This is a genomic window from Arthrobacter sp. L77 (assembly GCF_000816565.1).
GTDB lineage: Bacteria > Actinomycetota > Actinomycetes > Actinomycetales > Micrococcaceae > Arthrobacter_D > Arthrobacter_D antioxidans.
On the sequence record NZ_JWSU01000006.1, the window covers coordinates 192,705 to 209,310 of the forward strand.

A 16,606-nucleotide genomic window follows, 5' to 3' on the forward strand; every position below is an offset into this window, starting at 1 on the left:
CACCTCCACCGGTGCTCAGCGCGGTCGCCTGCAGCCTGGCAAGCGGGGCGGGGAGATTGCACCCCTGGCACCAGCCATCTGTGAGAAACCAGGTCCTGTCCGACCGGGTTACCAGCGGAGGCTTGTGATGGGGGAAGGCCGACACCCTAACCCCCGCGGCCGCGGCTGCCCGGCATGCCCACCGCGCCAGCGGGTATGCTCCCTCGTCGACCAAAAGCTGGTCACCGGGCTGAGGAAGCGTCTCGACCACATCCATCAGGCCGTGGAGAACGGATCGTGAGACGAGGCCCACCTCCGCACGTTGCCTCGCAGCTACGATCGCGGCGAGCCTGATCATGGCCGGCGTTTCCCTCAGCGCGGCAGGCACCCCGGTAGTCAGATCTTCCCAGGGGGGTAGCTGACTACTGGGGTGACGCTGTCCAAGAAAGAGAGCCGACGTGTAGTCCAATCCGGACGGAGACACGGTGACAACCCTTGTTCAGAACCGCGTCGTCTGGGCGAGCCGGCGGTTCAGCAGGACAGATGGCAACGTGGCATCCGCCTTGATCGAAAGGTCGACCCCTGTGACCGCACGGTAAGCATGAATGTATCGTTGGACCGCGTTCTTCCATCTAAGGGCCCAATTCTCGGCGTCCGTTCCCTGCAATTGAGATTCGTTCCAGCGGCCGTGGCGCACCGACAGCAGGAGCTGCTCGCCATGGAAGGCCAGGTCGTAGAAATGAGTCACACTGGCGTCTGACCACCCTTGGAGTGACTTCATGGTATCCAGGCGGCCCATCCAAGGCTCCTCGTAGGGAATCATGGTTGGCTCGCCGAGATAAAGGCCCATCTCTCTCTGTGCCAGCATCCATTGGATGTCGAGTGTCTCGATCCGCGCCCGAAGCGGAAGATCGGCAAACCGGTTGTTTGCACCCATGGCGAGAACCAGGTGCAATTCGCGGAGACTGCTCAGCAGGGGAAACGGATCTGCGTCAATGGTCTTGTCATCGCGGTCCTTGTAGAACAGGTGGGTAGCATGGAGCAAGCTGTGGAATGCCGAAGGGAATTGCGTGCGGCGCTCAAGAAGCGGCCGTTTTGAAACCGCTTGTCCGATCAGGTCAAAACCATACTCGGCCGCGTACTCACGGCGCCGGCCCTCGACGGTGAGTCGATGGCTCTCCTCAGCGCCGAGTCCCACGATGATGCGTTGGAGTGGTTGGAGCGGACTGGTACTGAATCGCCTCAGTGGGTCAGGAGCTTCTTGGCGATAGGGGTTGGCAAACCGCGCGACCACGCGATTGAGCGTCTGGAACAGCATCGCCTCTTCCATCCAGTAGACAAAGATCATTTCGACGAACGGAACCTGTGCAAGCGGGTACCCCTTGTACGGGTGGGCATCCCCCTCCAGCTCAGCTTCTTTGACCACGTACGACAAGTCCATTCCAGCATTGTCGGTATTTCCGGGCTCTCCCGGAACCTCACCAAGCGCCACTTTAGTGACGAACTTGCTCGAAAGCTTGTGCAAGCGTTCGTAGGTCGGCAACCCGTATGCGGAAACTGGCAGTCTGGTTCTGGATCGGAGTCGGTCCGTCGCGTAGGTCGCAAATCTCTCGTACCGCAGCCGTTTTCCAACTTCGCCGATGAACTCCCAGAGCATTTCTTGCTCGCTTCCCGGTGCCTCCGCCGGAACGAGTGAAACCTTCATGACCGCACCGCCGCCTGGCGTACCTCCGCGGGGCGGAACAACCGGTTCAGCAGGGAGTGGGTCCTCGGCGTGTTCCCCGACGGTGACTTCCTCGATAAAACTGAACTCCTTCATTCCTGGGTAACGGGCTTTGATCGTATAGGTTCCCGCTTTTTCAAATACGATATTCATTCTGGAGGGACTCCCGGGCCGAAGTGTGCGGTGGATAGGTCCTTTTGTGTTTCCGATACGCGCGTAATTATCATCTGGGTCGCGGACCTGAAAGTCGAACTTTCCCGGACTCTCCTGATCGAGTTCGAATTCAAAAACAACCGGTTCCCCAACAAACACTTGCTCTTCTGGTTTGCGTATGAATCGCATGGCTATCTCCTTATGAAGGACGTTTCGGTAAGGGAGGATTTCTCCGAAGATGGCCGGCTCCGGCCGCCACCTGAAGTGTTGTCAAGGCTTCCGCGGACTGCCCAGGCTGTGAGTAGTGACGACAGTTGAGAACTTTCCTGCTTAGCGGTGATGCGCCCGGACGCCTTGGCCTGGCCTATAACGGCAAAGACAAGCGAGGGTGGTTGTCGGGCAATGAGGCCGAAGTCGTTGTCCCAGGTTTGATGGAGGCGCAGCAGGTGTTCGGGTTGACGCTCGTGCAACTGCCAGATCGCGCGTAACTGACGACCGCCAGTTTGTGGCGAGCTGTGGCGCAGGAGGAGGCTGACAAGATCCGTGATGTGTGCTTCGCACTTCTTGATCCAGGCGACGTGTTCCGCCGGCAGTCCCGTTAGGGGGTACATTGCCCGCCAAATTCTGGCAAGTTCGTCCCATTGTGGATGGGGGTAGAAAGCTGTTCCTATGGCGGCACTGATCAGCACGCGCAGGTAGGGCATGGGATGAGGGTCGTCCCCCCCGGGACGAAAGACGAAGTACCGGGGAAGGCTTACCACCGCGAGCAGGCCGACAGTTGAGGTGATGCCTACTTTCGCGACCGACCACATGTCTGCCACTATTTCGCTGATCCACAGGGACCAGATCTTCCAGGTTCCATTCGGTTCGATGGCTGCCCGCTTGTCGATTTCGGTCCGAAGGGACCGAACTAAGTCAAGGTGAGCGGCCCCTTGGTGGCCGACCTCATGGATGAGTGAGGAGGCGATGCCGCTGCCGATCATCCGTTCACGGGGGAGGCGAATGATGCCAACGGGATTCGGTTTTCCCCCAGGCAGTCGAGTGTTCGCCCTCCGGATGGCGGCCCCCGCCCCCCTGGCGAGGTAGACAACCAGGCTCGTCTTGTCGGGCGATGTGACGTCTACCCGCAACGAATCCTGTGCAAGCGCGTCAAGTCCGGATAACCAGACTCCCGTCGAATGTTCGCTGCGTTGGGTTACGACTTCAGTGAAGAGATCGAACTGGGCGAGAATGACGTTGAACTGGAGACGGATGTGAACGAATCGTCGCTGCTGCTCGGCGGGTGCGGCCAATCGACCCTCGCCGTGAAGCCACTCGAGAAAATTGCCTATTCGCTGACGCAGTTCGTTGCGCCCCGAATGGAGAAAATGCTCGATCCGCCACTGAGCGTCGGGAGGGAGGGCTGCAGCCAGCACCATGGTTTCGTGCATCACGAAGGGCTTGATGTGGTCGAGCCGGACCAAAAGGCCGTGTGCCTCGCTGTCGATGAGACTGGTTCCCACCGTCTGTGTGCTCATGGTGTCTACTCCTTTCTGGTGAGACCCGATCGGCATCACGTCACAGACCGAGGATGATCACGCGACCGTTGCGGCGGATCCATCGGCCTTCGTCCGCACCGGACGGCTCGCTGTCTCCATCGTCCTGCGGTGCGCCCCACACGGCGCCTGCGTACGGATCGCCATAGCTGCGCGGGCCTCGACGGGGCCTGCGCTGCGCGTAGCCGCGCCCGGGCCGAAGGAGAGACGGAGCGTGGGTTCGTGCCGCACTTATCGTGGCCGCCCGCGCGGCGGCAAGCGGAGGTACGGACACCGGTGTCCGTGCCGCATTGCGGTAGGAGGCTCGTGCAAACCGTACATATCGGCGAGCAGCCTCCTCTTCAGCCTCGGTCTCGTCCATCGCTTCAGCCTCCTCCACTTCGAGTAAACCGCCGGCCATTGAACCGAGCTTGCTGCCGATCGCTGTGCCGATGCCGGGGGCGACGAAGGACCCGACAGCCCCGCCTACAATGGGGAGTGCGGTCTTTGCGACGGTCTTCAAAGCGCCACCGACCATTTTTCCGATGGGCGATTTGATAAATTTGCTCGCGCCCTTGACGACGCTTCGAGCCAGCTTGCCAAGGAATTGGTCGAGTTCCTCCTCGGAACTGAGGGAAAGAAACTCCATGGCCAGTTCACTTTCGAGGTTCTCCTCTTTTTCCGACTCGAATTCATTACTTCCGTAGTCGGCTTCTCCTTCTTCCTCCTGAGTCCACTCGTATTCGTACTCTGCAGGGGAGTAGTTGGTGCTCATGTCGTTCTCCTTCTTGGTGTGAGCTCGTGCAATTGGTGAGACATCTACCCGGCGCCGAGGACAACGATGGCGCCGTTGCGGCGCACCCATCGTCCGCTGCTTGGGCCCGCGCCTTGCGTGGTCGGAGGCCGGAGCAGGCCTGGAAGGTGTTGCTTGGCGGCCGCGGTTGCGGCTTGCTTGGCAGCGGTGGACGCCGGAATGCTGGTGGGTGTGGACGCCGCGCGCTTGGCTGTTGACGTCGCGAATCGCACGAAGGCCCGAGCTGTTTCGAAGTCGCGGTCCTCGGCGGACAAACCCTCCAACTGCAGGCCCGTCTCGAACTTGGTTCCAAGCCACTGGCCGACCCGTTGACCGGCCTGACCTCCCATGCCGGGGGAGACGTAGTTGCCAACCGCTTGACCGAGTTGGGGCAAGGCCCTGCGGGCGGAGTCCTTCAGGATGTTGCCCACAGCTTGGCCTGCGTCCGATCCAGCGAAGCTACGTGCCGCTGATACGGCGCTCTTGACCAGATTGCCGAGAAACTGATCAAGCTCCCGGTCGTTTGATACGGCCAGCAACTCAGCGGCGAGAGCTAGTTCGCCGCTGTCGTTTGCTCCAGCTTCACCCCAGAGCTCACCGGGGTTGCCGCTGTCCTCGTAGGAGGTGAACTCATCCGACTGAGATTCGTAGGTTGCGCGGTCTTGGCCGAGGCGGGACTGCTCACCGCTTACCTCACCCCAAGTGCCACCTTCCTCCTGGCCCTCGAAGAGGGCCCTATCGATGTCATGCATGATTCTTCCTTCCAGGAGTTGCAAACGCTCCGCGCGGAGCGCCCGTGCGGAGAACCGCATACCCTTTCATTGCACAATTCGTGCCAGCCTTGGCGTCGCTACCAAGAGCACAACGGGTGCGTAAATCGGGGAGGCTGCTAGGCAATGCCCGAGCTCGACGAAGTCAACGTCGTTCTGAGCGAACGCAGGTTCGTTGTCAGCGCACCCGTCGTGGGAGGGCACCAGAGTTCACAGCAAGGTCGTGGCGGTACTTGGACACAGTTCGCCGTGCGATCTCGATACCTTGACCGGAGAGGTCTCCGCGCAGCATGTTGGCCGATCTGCCATCAGGGGCTGCAGCGACGAGATTCGCAACTGCAATCCGCGCCGCCACCCCCTTGCCAAAAAGGCAGGACAAGTCGACAATGTTGCCTTTTGGCAAACGCAGACGTTTTCCCTTGACTGCCCGGCTAACCGTGGAGGGATGGAGGCCGAGCTCCTGCGCCACCGCTGTACGCGTGAGTGGCCTATGGAAGGACGGCCCCGACTCGAGGAAGCGTCTCTGGTGTTCGGCAGCGTACCCCGCAACCCGCATGAGAACGTTGGCGCGAGAATCAAGTTGAAGTATGAGCCGACGGGCAGCAGCTTCATGGTCGGCCAGCCACTGCTTGGCTTCGGGCACGTCGTCCAGGCCGGCCGCAAGGTCCACTACAGACAAGCCGAACCAGACACTGTCCGGAACTTCCACGTCCAGCGACCCGTCGGCATTCCCGTAAAGGAGCACATCGGCGCATTGCGATGGAACATCAATCGGATTCGTTTCCACCATGGCAAAAGGCCGCAGACGAGTCTGGATGATGATCAGCCCATTCCTCACGTCATCCTCGGTGAGCCCCAGCGCCTGAGCGGCGAGGTTCAGGCGTCCTTCCGAAAGGTCTGACAAGTGATCACGGACTAAATGTGGGAGCCATTCGGGGCACTGTCTGTCCCGGACGAGGACCTCAGCCTGGGCCGTCAGCATAGTGCAAACATTTTCCGCCCCGATGCCCGGCGGGCCGACGACCCGCACCGCCCGCAGCGCTTCGTCCACCTCATTGACACCCAGGCCGTGAAGCCGGGCTATTTCCTCCGTACTCGAGTCCAGCAGGCCACGTCCGCTGAGGTGACAAACCACAGCGGTGAGGGCGTCGCGGCAGTCGGAGCGCACTTCCAGCGCCGCCTCGACCTCGATCGTGCGATATGGATCGATGCCCGCTGCAATCTGTTCGTGGAGCTCCCGGGCACCTTGGTGCTCTCGGCATCGGTGACAGAAGCCACCGGTTACATGCCGTCCGCAGCGCGGACAAGGGTGACCGGCTGTACGTTCCAGCACTGGATTCTCTTCGAGGCAGTGTTCGGTAGCTTCAACGACTTCCTGGTAAGTCATTCCCACCATGCCTAGCACCTGCAGGACTCCTGGCAGCGTCCGCAGATCCGTCCGAAGCCCCGCCTGCAGGATAAGGCCGTGTGGAGGGTGGCCGGCAGTCATGATTCACGTTAGTCCTGGAGGGAATCACTTGGGGAGGGTGAAGGGCGAGTGATTCGGTAACGGGACCGGATCCAAAGCTGCCCCGGGCCGTTTCTCGGAAGTCGTTGATGACCGATTCAGATGCGTCGTTGCTGGGTGTCGAAGGTATCGGGCTCTTCACGAACAAGGGTGGAACGCAAGTCTCAATCCGCCTTCTGCGAGCAGGCTGGGTGCGATGTAGTTGGTGAGGTTCCGGAATCCGAGGGCTGAGTCGTGGCGGAGTTCGAGGCGTCCATTGATCGCATCGGCCGGACGACTGCTGGTGCCGGGCGGTCGAAGAATGCACGGACCTCCCCGTCGCGTTGTTTCAGGGTCCGGCCGAGCTGGCGGATCCCGGAGAGGTCGGTGGGAACGCCGGTTGCACCTGCGTCGATGACGATCGCGCTCACCCCCTCGAATCGGGTGGGGTAATCGATGAGCCGTCGCTTGCCTTCCGTGAGGACAGCATCGTACGCGGCAATCCAGGACACGCCGGATTCGGCCGCTACTCGGGTCATCCTCAGGTGTCGACCACAACGCCCTTCAGCGCCCACCCGCCATGAGAAACCTCTGCCAGCGGCTGCGCAGCTTTCGCCATGTCCTGCCGCCATACCCGTTGGCATCCCGAGCACAGGTACCGACGCACCCGTACGAGCAGTGTCGTGGGCCGATGACCGAACGACTCGTGCGTGAGTTCTCGCACGACGGCGTGCCTGAGCGCTGCTTCCGCCCCGCAGTGGCTGCACCACGCGTCCGGCTCGAGGACACGACATTCCAGCACCGCCCTCTTCGGATCCAGATGCCGTTCGACGGTAACCGGCCGAGCTCGTCGAGGTGGCAAAACGTCGTCACAGCAGGGTCAGCGAAAGTAGGGGGAGGCCTTCCGGCCGGGATCGTCTGCGTGAGAACGTCCATCTTGCGGGAGGCCTCGACCCGTACCTCCTCACCGACCCGCACCACCCTCGTTCGTGAAGAGCCATGAAGGAGAGAACAGGTGATTGCTCCCATGACCGCACATTATTGGTCAGGATCAGCTGACGGTCCCGGAGCATCTCCAGCGGTTCCGATCGTGAACACTTTGGTCATCCGCGAATGGCAGGAGCCCCATCGTCCACATGGCTTCCGGGCAAGAATAAGATTCGATCAAGCTCATGGAAGCGGCGTAGACACCTTAACTGCCTCGGATCCATCTATAGTGCTACAGGCGGTGTGTGAGTGGCTTTCTGCGCTGCCGGGAGCCGCTTATCGGGACTGAAGGCGCTTTACGTCCGGTCAATCGTCCGTCAAGCGCCTGGGCTACGAGCAGAGTCAATGATTCGGAGGGGCGAAGGCCCATATCCTCATCAAGTCGCGCCTGATATCGCTGATAGGCGCGAACAGCGGCGGCGGCGTTGCCATGCTGCAGCTCGGCCGAGATGAGTAATCGGACTGCCTCCTCGTAGAGCGGTTCGATCTCCAGGGCAGCTTCTGCCGCCGCGCCTGCGGTTTCGCAACTGCGCTGGTCTAGATGCGTCTTCGCGATGATGGTGCAAGCGCGAAGGCAGTCCTGTTGAAGTCGGTTCTGTTCGAGCATTATCCAGTCGTCGTACCAGCCGGGTAGTAGCCGTGCGTCACGCAGATCACGCAACAGGGCCGCAGCCTTCACCTCTGGTCTCGGCTGCTCCAGGTCTGCGATCAGGCCTTGAACCCTATGCAGGTCTACGTCCACATGATCACTCAGGGACAGCATGGGACCGTCATTGACGAGCAGTCCCGGAATTTGTCGAGTAGCGACGTGCACGCTGACCCGCAGGCTTTCCAATGCCCTGGCGTCCGGGTGTTCCGGCCACAGCAGTCCCACAAGGTAACTTCGCAGGCAGGGGCCCTTGATGGCGAGAGCGGCGATAAGGCGCTGTTGCCGTGGTGCAACATGAACAAGGACCCCGTGGCGGTGAAGCCGCCACGCCCGCAGCAGTTCGAGCCTCAGGACCTTACAATCGGTGCAGTTCATGGGAACCTGATCTCGGTTCATAAGAACGAAAAACCGTGCGGTGATAACCTTCCTCAACCTGACGGTTTATGTCAATAGAGGTGGTTCTATTTCACCTGTGTCTCGTCATCACACTTCTACCACTGTTGCTCGATAATCGCTTCGCGCAAATAGATGGTACGACTAGATTCAGGCGTGTCAAGAGGAGCCGTAAATGATCAATGGATCTTGTTTCAGGGTATTCTTCAGGACTTCCTCCTTGGGTACCATTCGCTTCGTCCGTGACCTCGGCCATGAGTGACCTCGAACTTTTCATCGAACTAGATCGCACCGGGCGGTGGGGGAGGCGCGACCGTTGCGGTCGCCCCTAGACATCCGACCCGGCGAGTTGTCGGCACGCGGGGTATCGAGAGGTGGCTCATCGAGGCAGCGGTCGCTCGGAGCCTGAGCAAGGCTCGGGCTTTGCCGGGCGTCACCCGATTGGATCGATAACGCCGCTGTAACGGCCAGTCATTAGCGTGCGGAGACCTGGGGTGTCAAGAGTGGGTATCACTGCACCTGGCCATGGAGGTCCTCATGCGGGAAGTACGAAAGCTGAGCGTAGGGCGGCGACGGGACGCCGACAGCTTCGGGTGGGCCCTTGATCCCACGGATCAAGCACTCGTCGTCAGTCGAAGACGCGCCAATGACCAGGAGTGGTTGCCCGACGCTCTCTGCGGCGAGGTCGGTCGACGACTCCTCCTCGCCGAACTGCAGTTCAGTCGCTGGATGGTTCGACGCGTGGAGAAGGTCAGTTTCAATCAGGACCGTAATGTCACGCGACGGCTCACAATCGACTTCAACGTGCCGGACTACGCGCCGCTCTTCGTCGACAAGGTGGGTAACCGGTTCTGGCTCGTGCCCCTGTCGCTCATGCGACGGCGCACGCTGGTGAACATGCGGATCACGGACGAGAACGATCATGTCCTGCCGACGCCGGGGATTCGTCTCGCGCAGCAACTCGACGAGTCGATCCTCGTCGCAGCGACCGCCACCGTTGCGCCCGAACCCGCCGAGCCGGACATGGTCCGCGCCTTCACCCGTGAGCTCGTCGCAGGCTCACGTCGGCAGACGAAGGAGGCAATGGAGCTTTTCGAGGGCACGAAGGAAGGCTCGGAGGGTGAAGTCCCCCCACACCTGGAGCCACTCGCCAAAAGTCCTATTGTCCGAGCTGTCGTTCACCTCATCCGGCGGAACTTCTCCCTGTACGTCTTCCTTCCCGCAGGCCAACGTCATCGGCTGATAAACCTCGAGTTCAGCGAACCGACCGGATGGACCCGGATGACGCCGTGCATGACCCCCGACGGCGAGGTGAGGGAGTATGTTCACGACGACCGACCGGCCGCAGGCACAGAGACCGTGCGCGCATGGCGGATCCAGCAGGCGAGGCGGAAACTGTCGACGGGTCTTCCTGCGGCCCTGGGGCTACTGCCCACAAGAATCCGTGTCCAGGTACCTGGCGCTGAGAACGCGGCGAGCTATCACCTCGAGCTGACCGCTCCTGAAGGAGTGGAGGTCGTTGAGGCGCGCCTGCTGGCGGGACGACCAAATAGGGGACAACAGAATGATGGTCAGGTGCGCTACACCTCCGACCACGTCGTGGGGCACACGGCCACCGTGGGCCTCCACGGGGTCGAGGTTCCCAACGGTTCACTCTGCCAGGCGCAGGTGGATTTCAGAGTCACGTCGCGAGGTTGGCTCACCAATGCCGTCTTCTCGTGCGGGTTGGTTGCGGTGGTGTTGGCCTCCCTCGTGCTGAAGGTGACATACGGCGGGGCGTCGTGGTCCACCGGCCAGGTCACGAACATCATCGCACTGCTCATCACGACGTCTGCGGCGGTCGGTGCGATGATCGCCCATTCGACCTTCACGGGCGTCGCGGCTCGGATGGTGGCTCGCCTCCGCGGCTTGGCCGCCGTTGCAGTAGCCCAACCCATCGTGGCAGCAGGGGCACTGGCGTTCGCGGAAGAAGTCGATGGCACATCGACGGTCCAGCTTGACGGCGGCACGCGCGCTGTTCTGTGGATGGCCACCTGTGCGGCACTCGTTGTCTTCGGTTTGATCGCCGCGGCCCTCGTCTTGAGCCTGAGATGCGAGCGCCGGGGCCACAAAGCGGCATCACCGTGGGACATGACGGACGACGACAAAGAGGAAGAGGCCAAGCCGAAGACCTTCGCGGCTGCACTCGAGAAGTACGAATTCGATAGGTCTGCCATCGGGATTCTCTCCGCGGAGGGGTGGCATGAGCGGTATGAATGGACCGATGACAAACAGGACGCGGTGGTCAAGGCGCTCGAGGACCTGGCGCCGAAGTCACCGTGGGTGACTTCGACACCTGCGTCGGATCGGCAGGATTCGGTGGGCGATGTCGGCGATGCGTGCCACCACAGGGCATTCCCTCGACAGCCAAGCGCCATGAGACGTGGATGATTCGACTCAATTCACTGTTGTACTCCATCAATTCGCCCGAGGCGGTAGGAATGCCTATGAATTTCTCGCTGGTAACACGTCAGTAACGCCACCGGTGCTCTGATGATCTCGGTCTCAGACGCCGATGCCGATGGTGTTCGACAGATGTCGCCACTCGGTTCCGACATGTCGGTGCTACTCACGAGTATTCAGCGGTCGCCCTCCTACAGCAGGGTGATCGCACGATGGACACCGGATCGGGGAGAAGATCGTGAACGAAGAAGAGGCTCGTCAAAAACTGATTGAGAACATCAAGCACCGACGATCATGCATCAAGCTGTTCCTCCGACAGGAACGACCTCGTCGGAACAGGCTGACCATGGCAAGCATCGTCGGTAGCGCACTGGCTGCGACCCTTACCGCGGGCCCAGCCCTCGGCGGGACCGAGTTCGCTACAGGCGTTCAAGGAGCCTTGGCCTTGGAACAGAGCTCCATAGTCTGGCAGGTGCTCTGTCTGGGCGCGATGCTGGCCTCGATCGTAGCTGCGGTATCGACCAATCTGGCCAATTCGCACTCAGTGGCTGACAAGATCAGCGCAGCAGAGGCGTGTTATGTCCAACTCGAGGGACTGCAAACGGCATTGGACCTCGGACGATTGCCCGTTGAGGATGCTCTTCAGCTGTACCAGCAGTACACGGCTCAAGTGGCGTTCGTCGATGATGTGGAGGACACAGCGAAGTCCACGCGGTGACCTCGAACCCTCCGGCATCGGCCGGAGGGTGGCACGGCGTTGCGGCCACGGGAGCCGGGGGTACATTGAGGCCATGGCCAGCGAAGCGATGATCCTCGACGTCGACGGACCCCACGGCGTGCGGTCCGTCCGGGTGTCCAGCCCCTCCCGTGTCCTCTGGCCCCAGGCCGGGCTCACCAAGCTCGACCTCGCCCGGTATCTCGTGGACGTGGCGCCCGCGTTCCTCCGCGCGAACGGCGACCGGCCGGTGTCCCTGCAGCGCTTCGGCGGCGACGTGGACGGCGACTACTTCTTCAGCAAGAACCCGCCCAAGGGCGCCCCCGATTACGTCCGCAGTGTGGCGGTCACGTATCCCAGCGGACGCTCGCACCCGCAGCTCGTCCTCGACGAGCCCGCGTCCGCGGTCTGGGCCGCCCAGATGAACACCGTCGTCTTCCACCCGTGGGCCTCGCGGGCCGAGGCCCCGGACCTGCCCGACGAACTGCGCATCGACCTCGACCCGCAGCCGGGCACCACCTTCGCCGACGTCGTCGCCGCCGCCCACGCCCTGCGGGCCGTCCTCGGCGAGGCGGGCCTGGACTCCTTCGTGAAGACCTCGGGCAACCGCGGCCTGCACGTCTTCGCGCCGATCGAACCGGTCCACGAGTTCCTTGAGGTCCGCCACGCCGTCATCGCCGCGGGCCGCGAGCTCGAGCGCCGCATGCCGGAGAAGGTGACCACGGCCTGGTGGAAGGAGGAGCGCGGGGCGCGCATCTTCGTGGACTACAACCAGGCGAACCGCGACCGCACCATGGCCGGCGCCTACAGCCCGCGGGCGCTGCCGCACGCCCCGGTGTCCTGCCCGGTGACCTGGGACGAACTGGACGGCGTCGACCCGGTGTCCTTCACGATCGAGACGGTACCGGACCGCCTGAGGACGGTCGGCGACCCGTGGGAGGACCTTCATGCCGAGCCGGGCAGCATCGATGCTCTGCGCGGCTGGTGGGATCGCGACGTCGGGAACGGCCTCGGCGAGCTCCCGTTCCCGCCCGACTTCCCGAAGATGCCCGGCGAGCCCATGAGGGTGCAGCCGAGCCGCGCGCGCACCCGCGACTGACCACTGCCGTCGCCCGTGTCGAGGACCAGCCCACGGGGTGCTCATGGGTCGGGCCCGGGGCCTCTCCGGAGTAAACTTGGCGCATGACCACCCCTGATTCCCCCCGCACCGCCGTGGTCATCGAGGACGACGACGACGTCCGGGATCTGCTGCACACCGTCCTGACGGGATCGGGCTTCCGCGTGCACACCGCGCCCGCAGGATTGGCCGGCGTGGAGATGGTCCGCCGGCTCCGGCCCGACGTCGTCACCCTCGACGTCGGTCTGCCGGACATCGACGGATTCGAGGTGGCGGGGCGGATCCGGCGTTTCTCGACGACGTTCATCGTCATGCTGACCGCGCGCGCCGATCCGTCCGACGAGAAGCGCGGCTACGACGCCGGCGCCGATCGCTACCTGCGCAAACCCTTCCGCCCGGCCGAGCTGCGCCGGCACATCCAGGAAGGCCTCGCGGCGCAGGGCGCCTGAGCCCACCCGCAGCCGTCCGGTTCGTCCCGCGCGGCGCCCGACGGGGGAGCCTCCCGATCAGTCGCGGTCGTCGCGGATCATGTTCGTGATGCGGGCCGTGGAGAGCCTCCTGCCCTGCTCGTCGGTCATCACCACTTCGTGCGTCGTCAGGGTCCTCCCGAGGTGGATGGCCGTGGCGGTGCCGGTGACGAGGCCGGACGCCGTGCTGCGGTGGTGGGTCGCGCCGACCTCGATGCCGACGGCGTGGCGGCCCGGGCCGGCGTGGAGTCCGGCCGCGAAGGAGCCGAGGGTCTCCGCGAGCACCACGTGGGCGCCGCCGTGCAGGATGCCGGCCACCTGCTGGTTGCCCTCCACCGGCATGGTCGCGACCATGCGCTCGGCGCTCATCTCGGAGAACACGATGCCCATCTTCACGGTGAGGGCACCCACCCCGTAGCGGCCCAGCCAGCCGTGCATCCCGGCCGGGATCCCGGCGGCGACCAGTTCGGCCAGACGCTCCTCGGACAGTGGCTGGAGGGCGTCGGGCCGGGTGCGGTTGTCTGTCATGGGAACTAGGCTGGCACCTGTGAGTGAAACGACCAAACCTGCTGCCACCCTGACCATCGCCCCTTCCGTCAACGACGCCGCGGAGGCCTCGCCGGCAGCATCCGCGGCGGCGGGCGCGCAGGATGCCGGGCGCCGCAGCGACGGCTCGCGCAACAGGCTCCTCGTCATCGACGGCCACTCCATGGCGTTCCGCGCCTTCTACGCCCTGCCGCCGGAGAACTTCTCGACCGACACCGGCCAGCACACCAATGCGGTGTACGGGTTCACGGCGATGCTCATCAACCTCATCAAGGACCAGCAGCCCAGCCATGTCGCGGTGGCCTTCGACCTCGACACCCCCACCTTCCGGTCCGAGGAGTACACGGAGTACAAGGGCGGCCGCTCGAAGACGCCCGAGGAGTTCCACGGGCAGGTGGACCTGATCATCAAGGTCATGGAGGCCATGCGCATCCCCACCATCTCGATGGACGGCTACGAGGCGGACGATATCCTCGCCACGCTGGCCAGCCAGGCGGCGGCCGCCGACTGGGACGTCCAGGTGGTCAGCGGTGACCGCGACGCCTTCCAGCTCGTCAACGACCGCGTCACCGTGCTGTACCCGAAGCAGGGCGTCACGAACATCCCGCAGATGGACGCGCGGGCCATCGAGGAGAAGTACTTCGTCCCGCCGCACCAGTACTCGGACCTCGCCGCGCTGGTGGGGGAGAGCGCCGACAACCTGCCCGGCGTGCCCGGCGTGGGCCCGAAGACGGCGGCCAAGTGGATCAAGCTGTACGGCGGGCTCGAGGGCATCCTCGAGAACCTGGACAAGATCGGCGGCAAGGTCGGGGACTCGCTGCGGGCCAACATCGAGGACGTCAAGAGGAACCGGCGCCTGAACCGCCTCCTCACGGACCTCGACCTGCCCGTGGACCTCGCGGCCATGGTCTCCCAGCACCCGGACCGCTCCGCCGTCGAGGACCTCTTCGACTCGCTGCAGTTCAACACGCTGCGCAAGCGCCTGTTCGACCTCTTCGGCGAGGAGGAGAGTGAGGACGAGGCGGACGAGCAGCACGCCCCGGCCCACGAGGTCCTCGAGGACGCCGCCGGCCTGACGCACTGGTTCAACGCCACCAACCAGGCGCAGGCGTCCCTCGCGCTGGCGACGGAGACGACGGCGGGCGCCACCGACGTCGTCGGGATCGCGGTCGTCACCAGCCTCCACGCCGCCTTCATCCCGCTCGAACCGCTGGACGCCGACGCGGAACGGGTGCTCGGGGCCTGGCTGGCGGACCGGGACGCGCCCAAGATCGTCCACGACTTCAAGACCGTGTTCAAGCTGCTCTCCGCCCGCGGCTTCCTGCTGGCCGGGGAGGTCGACGACACCGCGATCTCCGGGTACCTCATCCAGCCCGATCGCCGCAGCTACGACCTCGCGGACCTCGCCCAGTACCACCTGCGCCTGTCCATCACGGCGGCCGCCTCCGACCCGTCGGGGCAGCAGGCCCTCGACCTCGGCGCCGACGACGTCGCGTCGCCGGCCGTGGTCGCGGCCTACGCCGCCCTGCAGCTCAGCGAGCATTTCGCCGGGCAGCTCGTCGAACGCGGCGCGAACCAGCTCCTCGGCGGGCTGGAGCTGCCGCTCGCCGAAGTGCTGGCCCGCATGGAACTCACGGGCGTCGCCGTCTCGGTCGAGGGCCTGGACCGGCTGTACGACGACTTCTCGACGACGATCGGCGCCGCCGGGGCGGAGGCCTACCGGATCATCGGCAAGGAGATCAACCTCGGCTCGCCCAAGCAGCTGCAGGCCGTCCTCTTCGACGAGCTCGGGCTGCCGAAGACCAAGAAGATCAAGACCGGATTCTCCACCGACGCCGACGCCCTGACCGATCTCATCACCAAGACCGGCCACCCGTTCCTCGAGCAGCTCCTCGCCTACCGCGACGCCATGAAGCTGCGCCAGACCGTCGAAGGCCTGCGGAAGGCGGTGGGGGACGACGGCCGCATCCACACCACTTACCTGCAGACCATCGCGGCGACCGGCCGGCTGTCCTCGACGAACCCGAACCTGCAGAACATCCCGGTCCGTTCGGATGAGGGGCGCCGCATCCGTGAGGTGTTCGTCGTCGGGCGGGGCCGGGACGGCGAGAAGTACGAGAGCCTGATGACGGCCGACTACTCCCAGATCGAGATGCGGATCATGGCGCACCTCTCCGGCGACGAGGGGCTCATCTCGGCCTTCCAGGAGGGCGAGGACCTTCACCGGTTCGTCGGCTCCCACATCTTCGGCGTCGCGCCGGAGGAGGTCACGAATGCCATGCGCTCGAAGGTCAAGGCCATGTCCTACGGGCTGGTGTACGGGCTGAGCTCGTTCGGGCTCTCCAAGCAGCTCAACATCTCCGTGGACGAGGCGCGCACCCTCATGCGCGACTACTTCGAGCGCTTCGGCGCGGTGCGCGACTACCTGCGGGGGATCGTCGAGCAGGCCCGCAAGGACGGCTTCACCTCCACCATCGAGGGGCGGCGCCGCTACCTGCCGGACCTCTCCAGCGACAACCGGCAGCTGCGGGAGATGGCCGAACGCGCCGCGCTCAACGCACCCATCCAGGGGTCCGCCGCGGACATCATCAAGAAGGCAATGCTCGGGGTCGACGACGCACTGACCACGCGCGGCCTGGCGTCCCGCATGCTGTTGCAGGTGCACGACGAACTCGTCCTGGAGATCGCCGAAGGCGAGCGGGACGAGGTCGAGGCGCTGGTCCGCCAGGAGATGGGCGCCGCCGCGGACCTCTCCGTCCCGCTCGACGTCTCGGTGGGGACCGGGGCGAGCTGGCACGACGCCGCGCACTGATCAGCGGACGCGGGACGGACGCCCGTCCGGCTCGCCCGGCGTCGTGCTGGTGCAGGCCGG

12 protein-coding genes and 1 pseudogene are annotated in these 16,606 nt (G+C 63.9%); 5 read left to right on the forward strand and 8 right to left on the reverse strand.

The window, feature by feature from the left end:
* Nucleotides 1-478: 478 nt before the first annotated feature.
* The 7 genes and pseudogenes from RY94_RS17900 to RY94_RS17410 form a co-directional block, all read right to left on the reverse strand.
* Nucleotides 479-2,044 (reverse strand): hypothetical protein, encoded by a 1,566-nt coding sequence (locus RY94_RS17900; protein ID WP_156135144.1) that lies wholly within the window; start codon nt 2,042-2,044, stop codon nt 479-481.
* Nucleotides 2,045-2,046: 2 nt separating this feature from the next.
* The gene (locus tag RY94_RS17395; protein ID WP_197060658.1) at nt 2,047-3,372 is read right to left on the reverse strand and encodes a hypothetical protein; all 1,326 of its coding nucleotides are present in this window, start codon (nt 3,370-3,372) and stop codon (nt 2,047-2,049) included.
* Between the two features lie 40 nt (nt 3,373-3,412).
* The gene (locus RY94_RS17905) at nt 3,413-4,144 is read right to left on the reverse strand and encodes a hypothetical protein (protein WP_156135145.1); all 732 of its coding nucleotides are present in this window, start codon (nt 4,142-4,144) and stop codon (nt 3,413-3,415) included.
* Between the two features lie 44 nt (nt 4,145-4,188).
* Nucleotides 4,189-4,914, reverse strand: coding sequence for a hypothetical protein (locus tag RY94_RS11120; RefSeq protein ID WP_156135146.1), 726 nt, complete (start codon nt 4,912-4,914; stop codon nt 4,189-4,191).
* A 196-nt stretch (nt 4,915-5,110) separates the two neighbouring features.
* The gene (locus RY94_RS17400) at nt 5,111-6,319 is read right to left on the reverse strand and encodes an RNA polymerase factor sigma-54 (RefSeq protein WP_197060659.1); all 1,209 of its coding nucleotides are present in this window, start codon (nt 6,317-6,319) and stop codon (nt 5,111-5,113) included.
* A 509-nt stretch (nt 6,320-6,828) separates the two neighbouring features.
* Nucleotides 6,829-7,354 (reverse strand): annotated as a pseudogene (locus RY94_RS17405) (transposase family protein); the annotation flags it as partial.
* 283 nt (nt 7,355-7,637) lie between these two features.
* Nucleotides 7,638-8,429: an AfsR/SARP family transcriptional regulator gene (locus tag RY94_RS17410; RefSeq protein ID WP_082046382.1), complete on the reverse strand. Its 792-nt coding sequence runs from the start codon at nt 8,427-8,429 to the stop codon at nt 7,638-7,640.
* A gap of 555 nt (nt 8,430-8,984) precedes the next feature.
* Between RY94_RS17410 and RY94_RS11135 the strand changes: the two genes are divergently transcribed.
* The 4 genes from RY94_RS11135 to RY94_RS11150 all read left to right on the forward strand — a co-directional run bounded on the left by RY94_RS11135 (nt 8,985) and on the right by RY94_RS11150 (nt 13,170).
* Nucleotides 8,985-10,877, forward strand: a complete 1,893-nt coding sequence (locus RY94_RS11135; protein ID WP_156135147.1) for a hypothetical protein — start codon at nt 8,985-8,987, stop codon at nt 10,875-10,877.
* Nucleotides 10,878-11,127: 250 nt separating this feature from the next.
* Nucleotides 11,128-11,607, forward strand: a complete 480-nt coding sequence (locus tag RY94_RS11140; protein WP_231554504.1) for a hypothetical protein — start codon at nt 11,128-11,130, stop codon at nt 11,605-11,607.
* Between the two features lie 73 nt (nt 11,608-11,680).
* Nucleotides 11,681-12,703: a non-homologous end-joining DNA ligase gene (gene ligD, locus RY94_RS11145; RefSeq protein WP_043445140.1), complete on the forward strand. Its 1,023-nt coding sequence runs from the start codon at nt 11,681-11,683 to the stop codon at nt 12,701-12,703.
* Between the two features lie 83 nt (nt 12,704-12,786).
* On the forward strand, nt 12,787-13,170 hold the full coding sequence (locus tag RY94_RS11150) for a response regulator transcription factor (RefSeq protein WP_052274271.1): 384 nt from the start codon (nt 12,787-12,789) through the stop codon (nt 13,168-13,170).
* A gap of 57 nt (nt 13,171-13,227) precedes the next feature.
* Here RY94_RS11150 and RY94_RS11155 read toward each other — a convergent pair whose 3' ends face one another.
* On the reverse strand, nt 13,228-13,716 hold the full coding sequence (locus tag RY94_RS11155; RefSeq protein ID WP_082046285.1) for a hotdog fold thioesterase: 489 nt from the start codon (nt 13,714-13,716) through the stop codon (nt 13,228-13,230).
* A gap of 181 nt (nt 13,717-13,897) precedes the next feature.
* Between RY94_RS11155 and polA the strand changes: the two genes are divergently transcribed.
* The gene (gene polA, locus RY94_RS11160; protein WP_043445144.1) at nt 13,898-16,546 is read left to right on the forward strand and encodes a DNA polymerase I; all 2,649 of its coding nucleotides are present in this window, start codon (nt 13,898-13,900) and stop codon (nt 16,544-16,546) included.
* Nucleotides 16,547-16,606: the final 60 nt, after the last annotated feature.

Coding starts and splice junctions, on each gene's coding strand:
- RY94_RS17900 (WP_156135144.1), bottom strand. CDS start 2,044: ATGCGATTCATACGCAAACCAGAAGAGCAAGTGTTTGTTGGGGAACCG.
- RY94_RS17395 (WP_197060658.1), bottom strand. CDS start 3,372: ATGAGCACACAGACGGTGGGAACCAGTCTCATCGACAGCGAGGCACAC.
- RY94_RS11155 (WP_082046285.1), bottom strand. CDS start 13,716: ATGACAGACAACCGCACCCGGCCCGACGCCCTCCAGCCACTGTCCGAG.
- RY94_RS17410 (WP_082046382.1), bottom strand. CDS start 8,429: ATGAACTGCACCGATTGTAAGGTCCTGAGGCTCGAACTGCTGCGGGCG.
- RY94_RS17905 (WP_156135145.1), bottom strand. CDS start 4,144: ATGAGCACCAACTACTCCCCTGCAGAGTACGAATACGAGTGGACTCAG.
- RY94_RS11135 (WP_156135147.1), top strand. CDS start 8,985: ATGCGGGAAGTACGAAAGCTGAGCGTAGGGCGGCGACGGGACGCCGAC.
- RY94_RS17400 (WP_197060659.1), bottom strand. CDS start 6,319: ATGACTTACCAGGAAGTCGTTGAAGCTACCGAACACTGCCTCGAAGAG.
- ligD (WP_043445140.1), top strand. CDS start 11,681: ATGGCCAGCGAAGCGATGATCCTCGACGTCGACGGACCCCACGGCGTG.
- RY94_RS11150 (WP_052274271.1), top strand. CDS start 12,787: ATGACCACCCCTGATTCCCCCCGCACCGCCGTGGTCATCGAGGACGAC.
- RY94_RS11120 (WP_156135146.1), bottom strand. CDS start 4,914: ATGCATGACATCGATAGGGCCCTCTTCGAGGGCCAGGAGGAAGGTGGC.
- polA (WP_043445144.1), top strand. CDS start 13,898: ATGGCGTTCCGCGCCTTCTACGCCCTGCCGCCGGAGAACTTCTCGACC.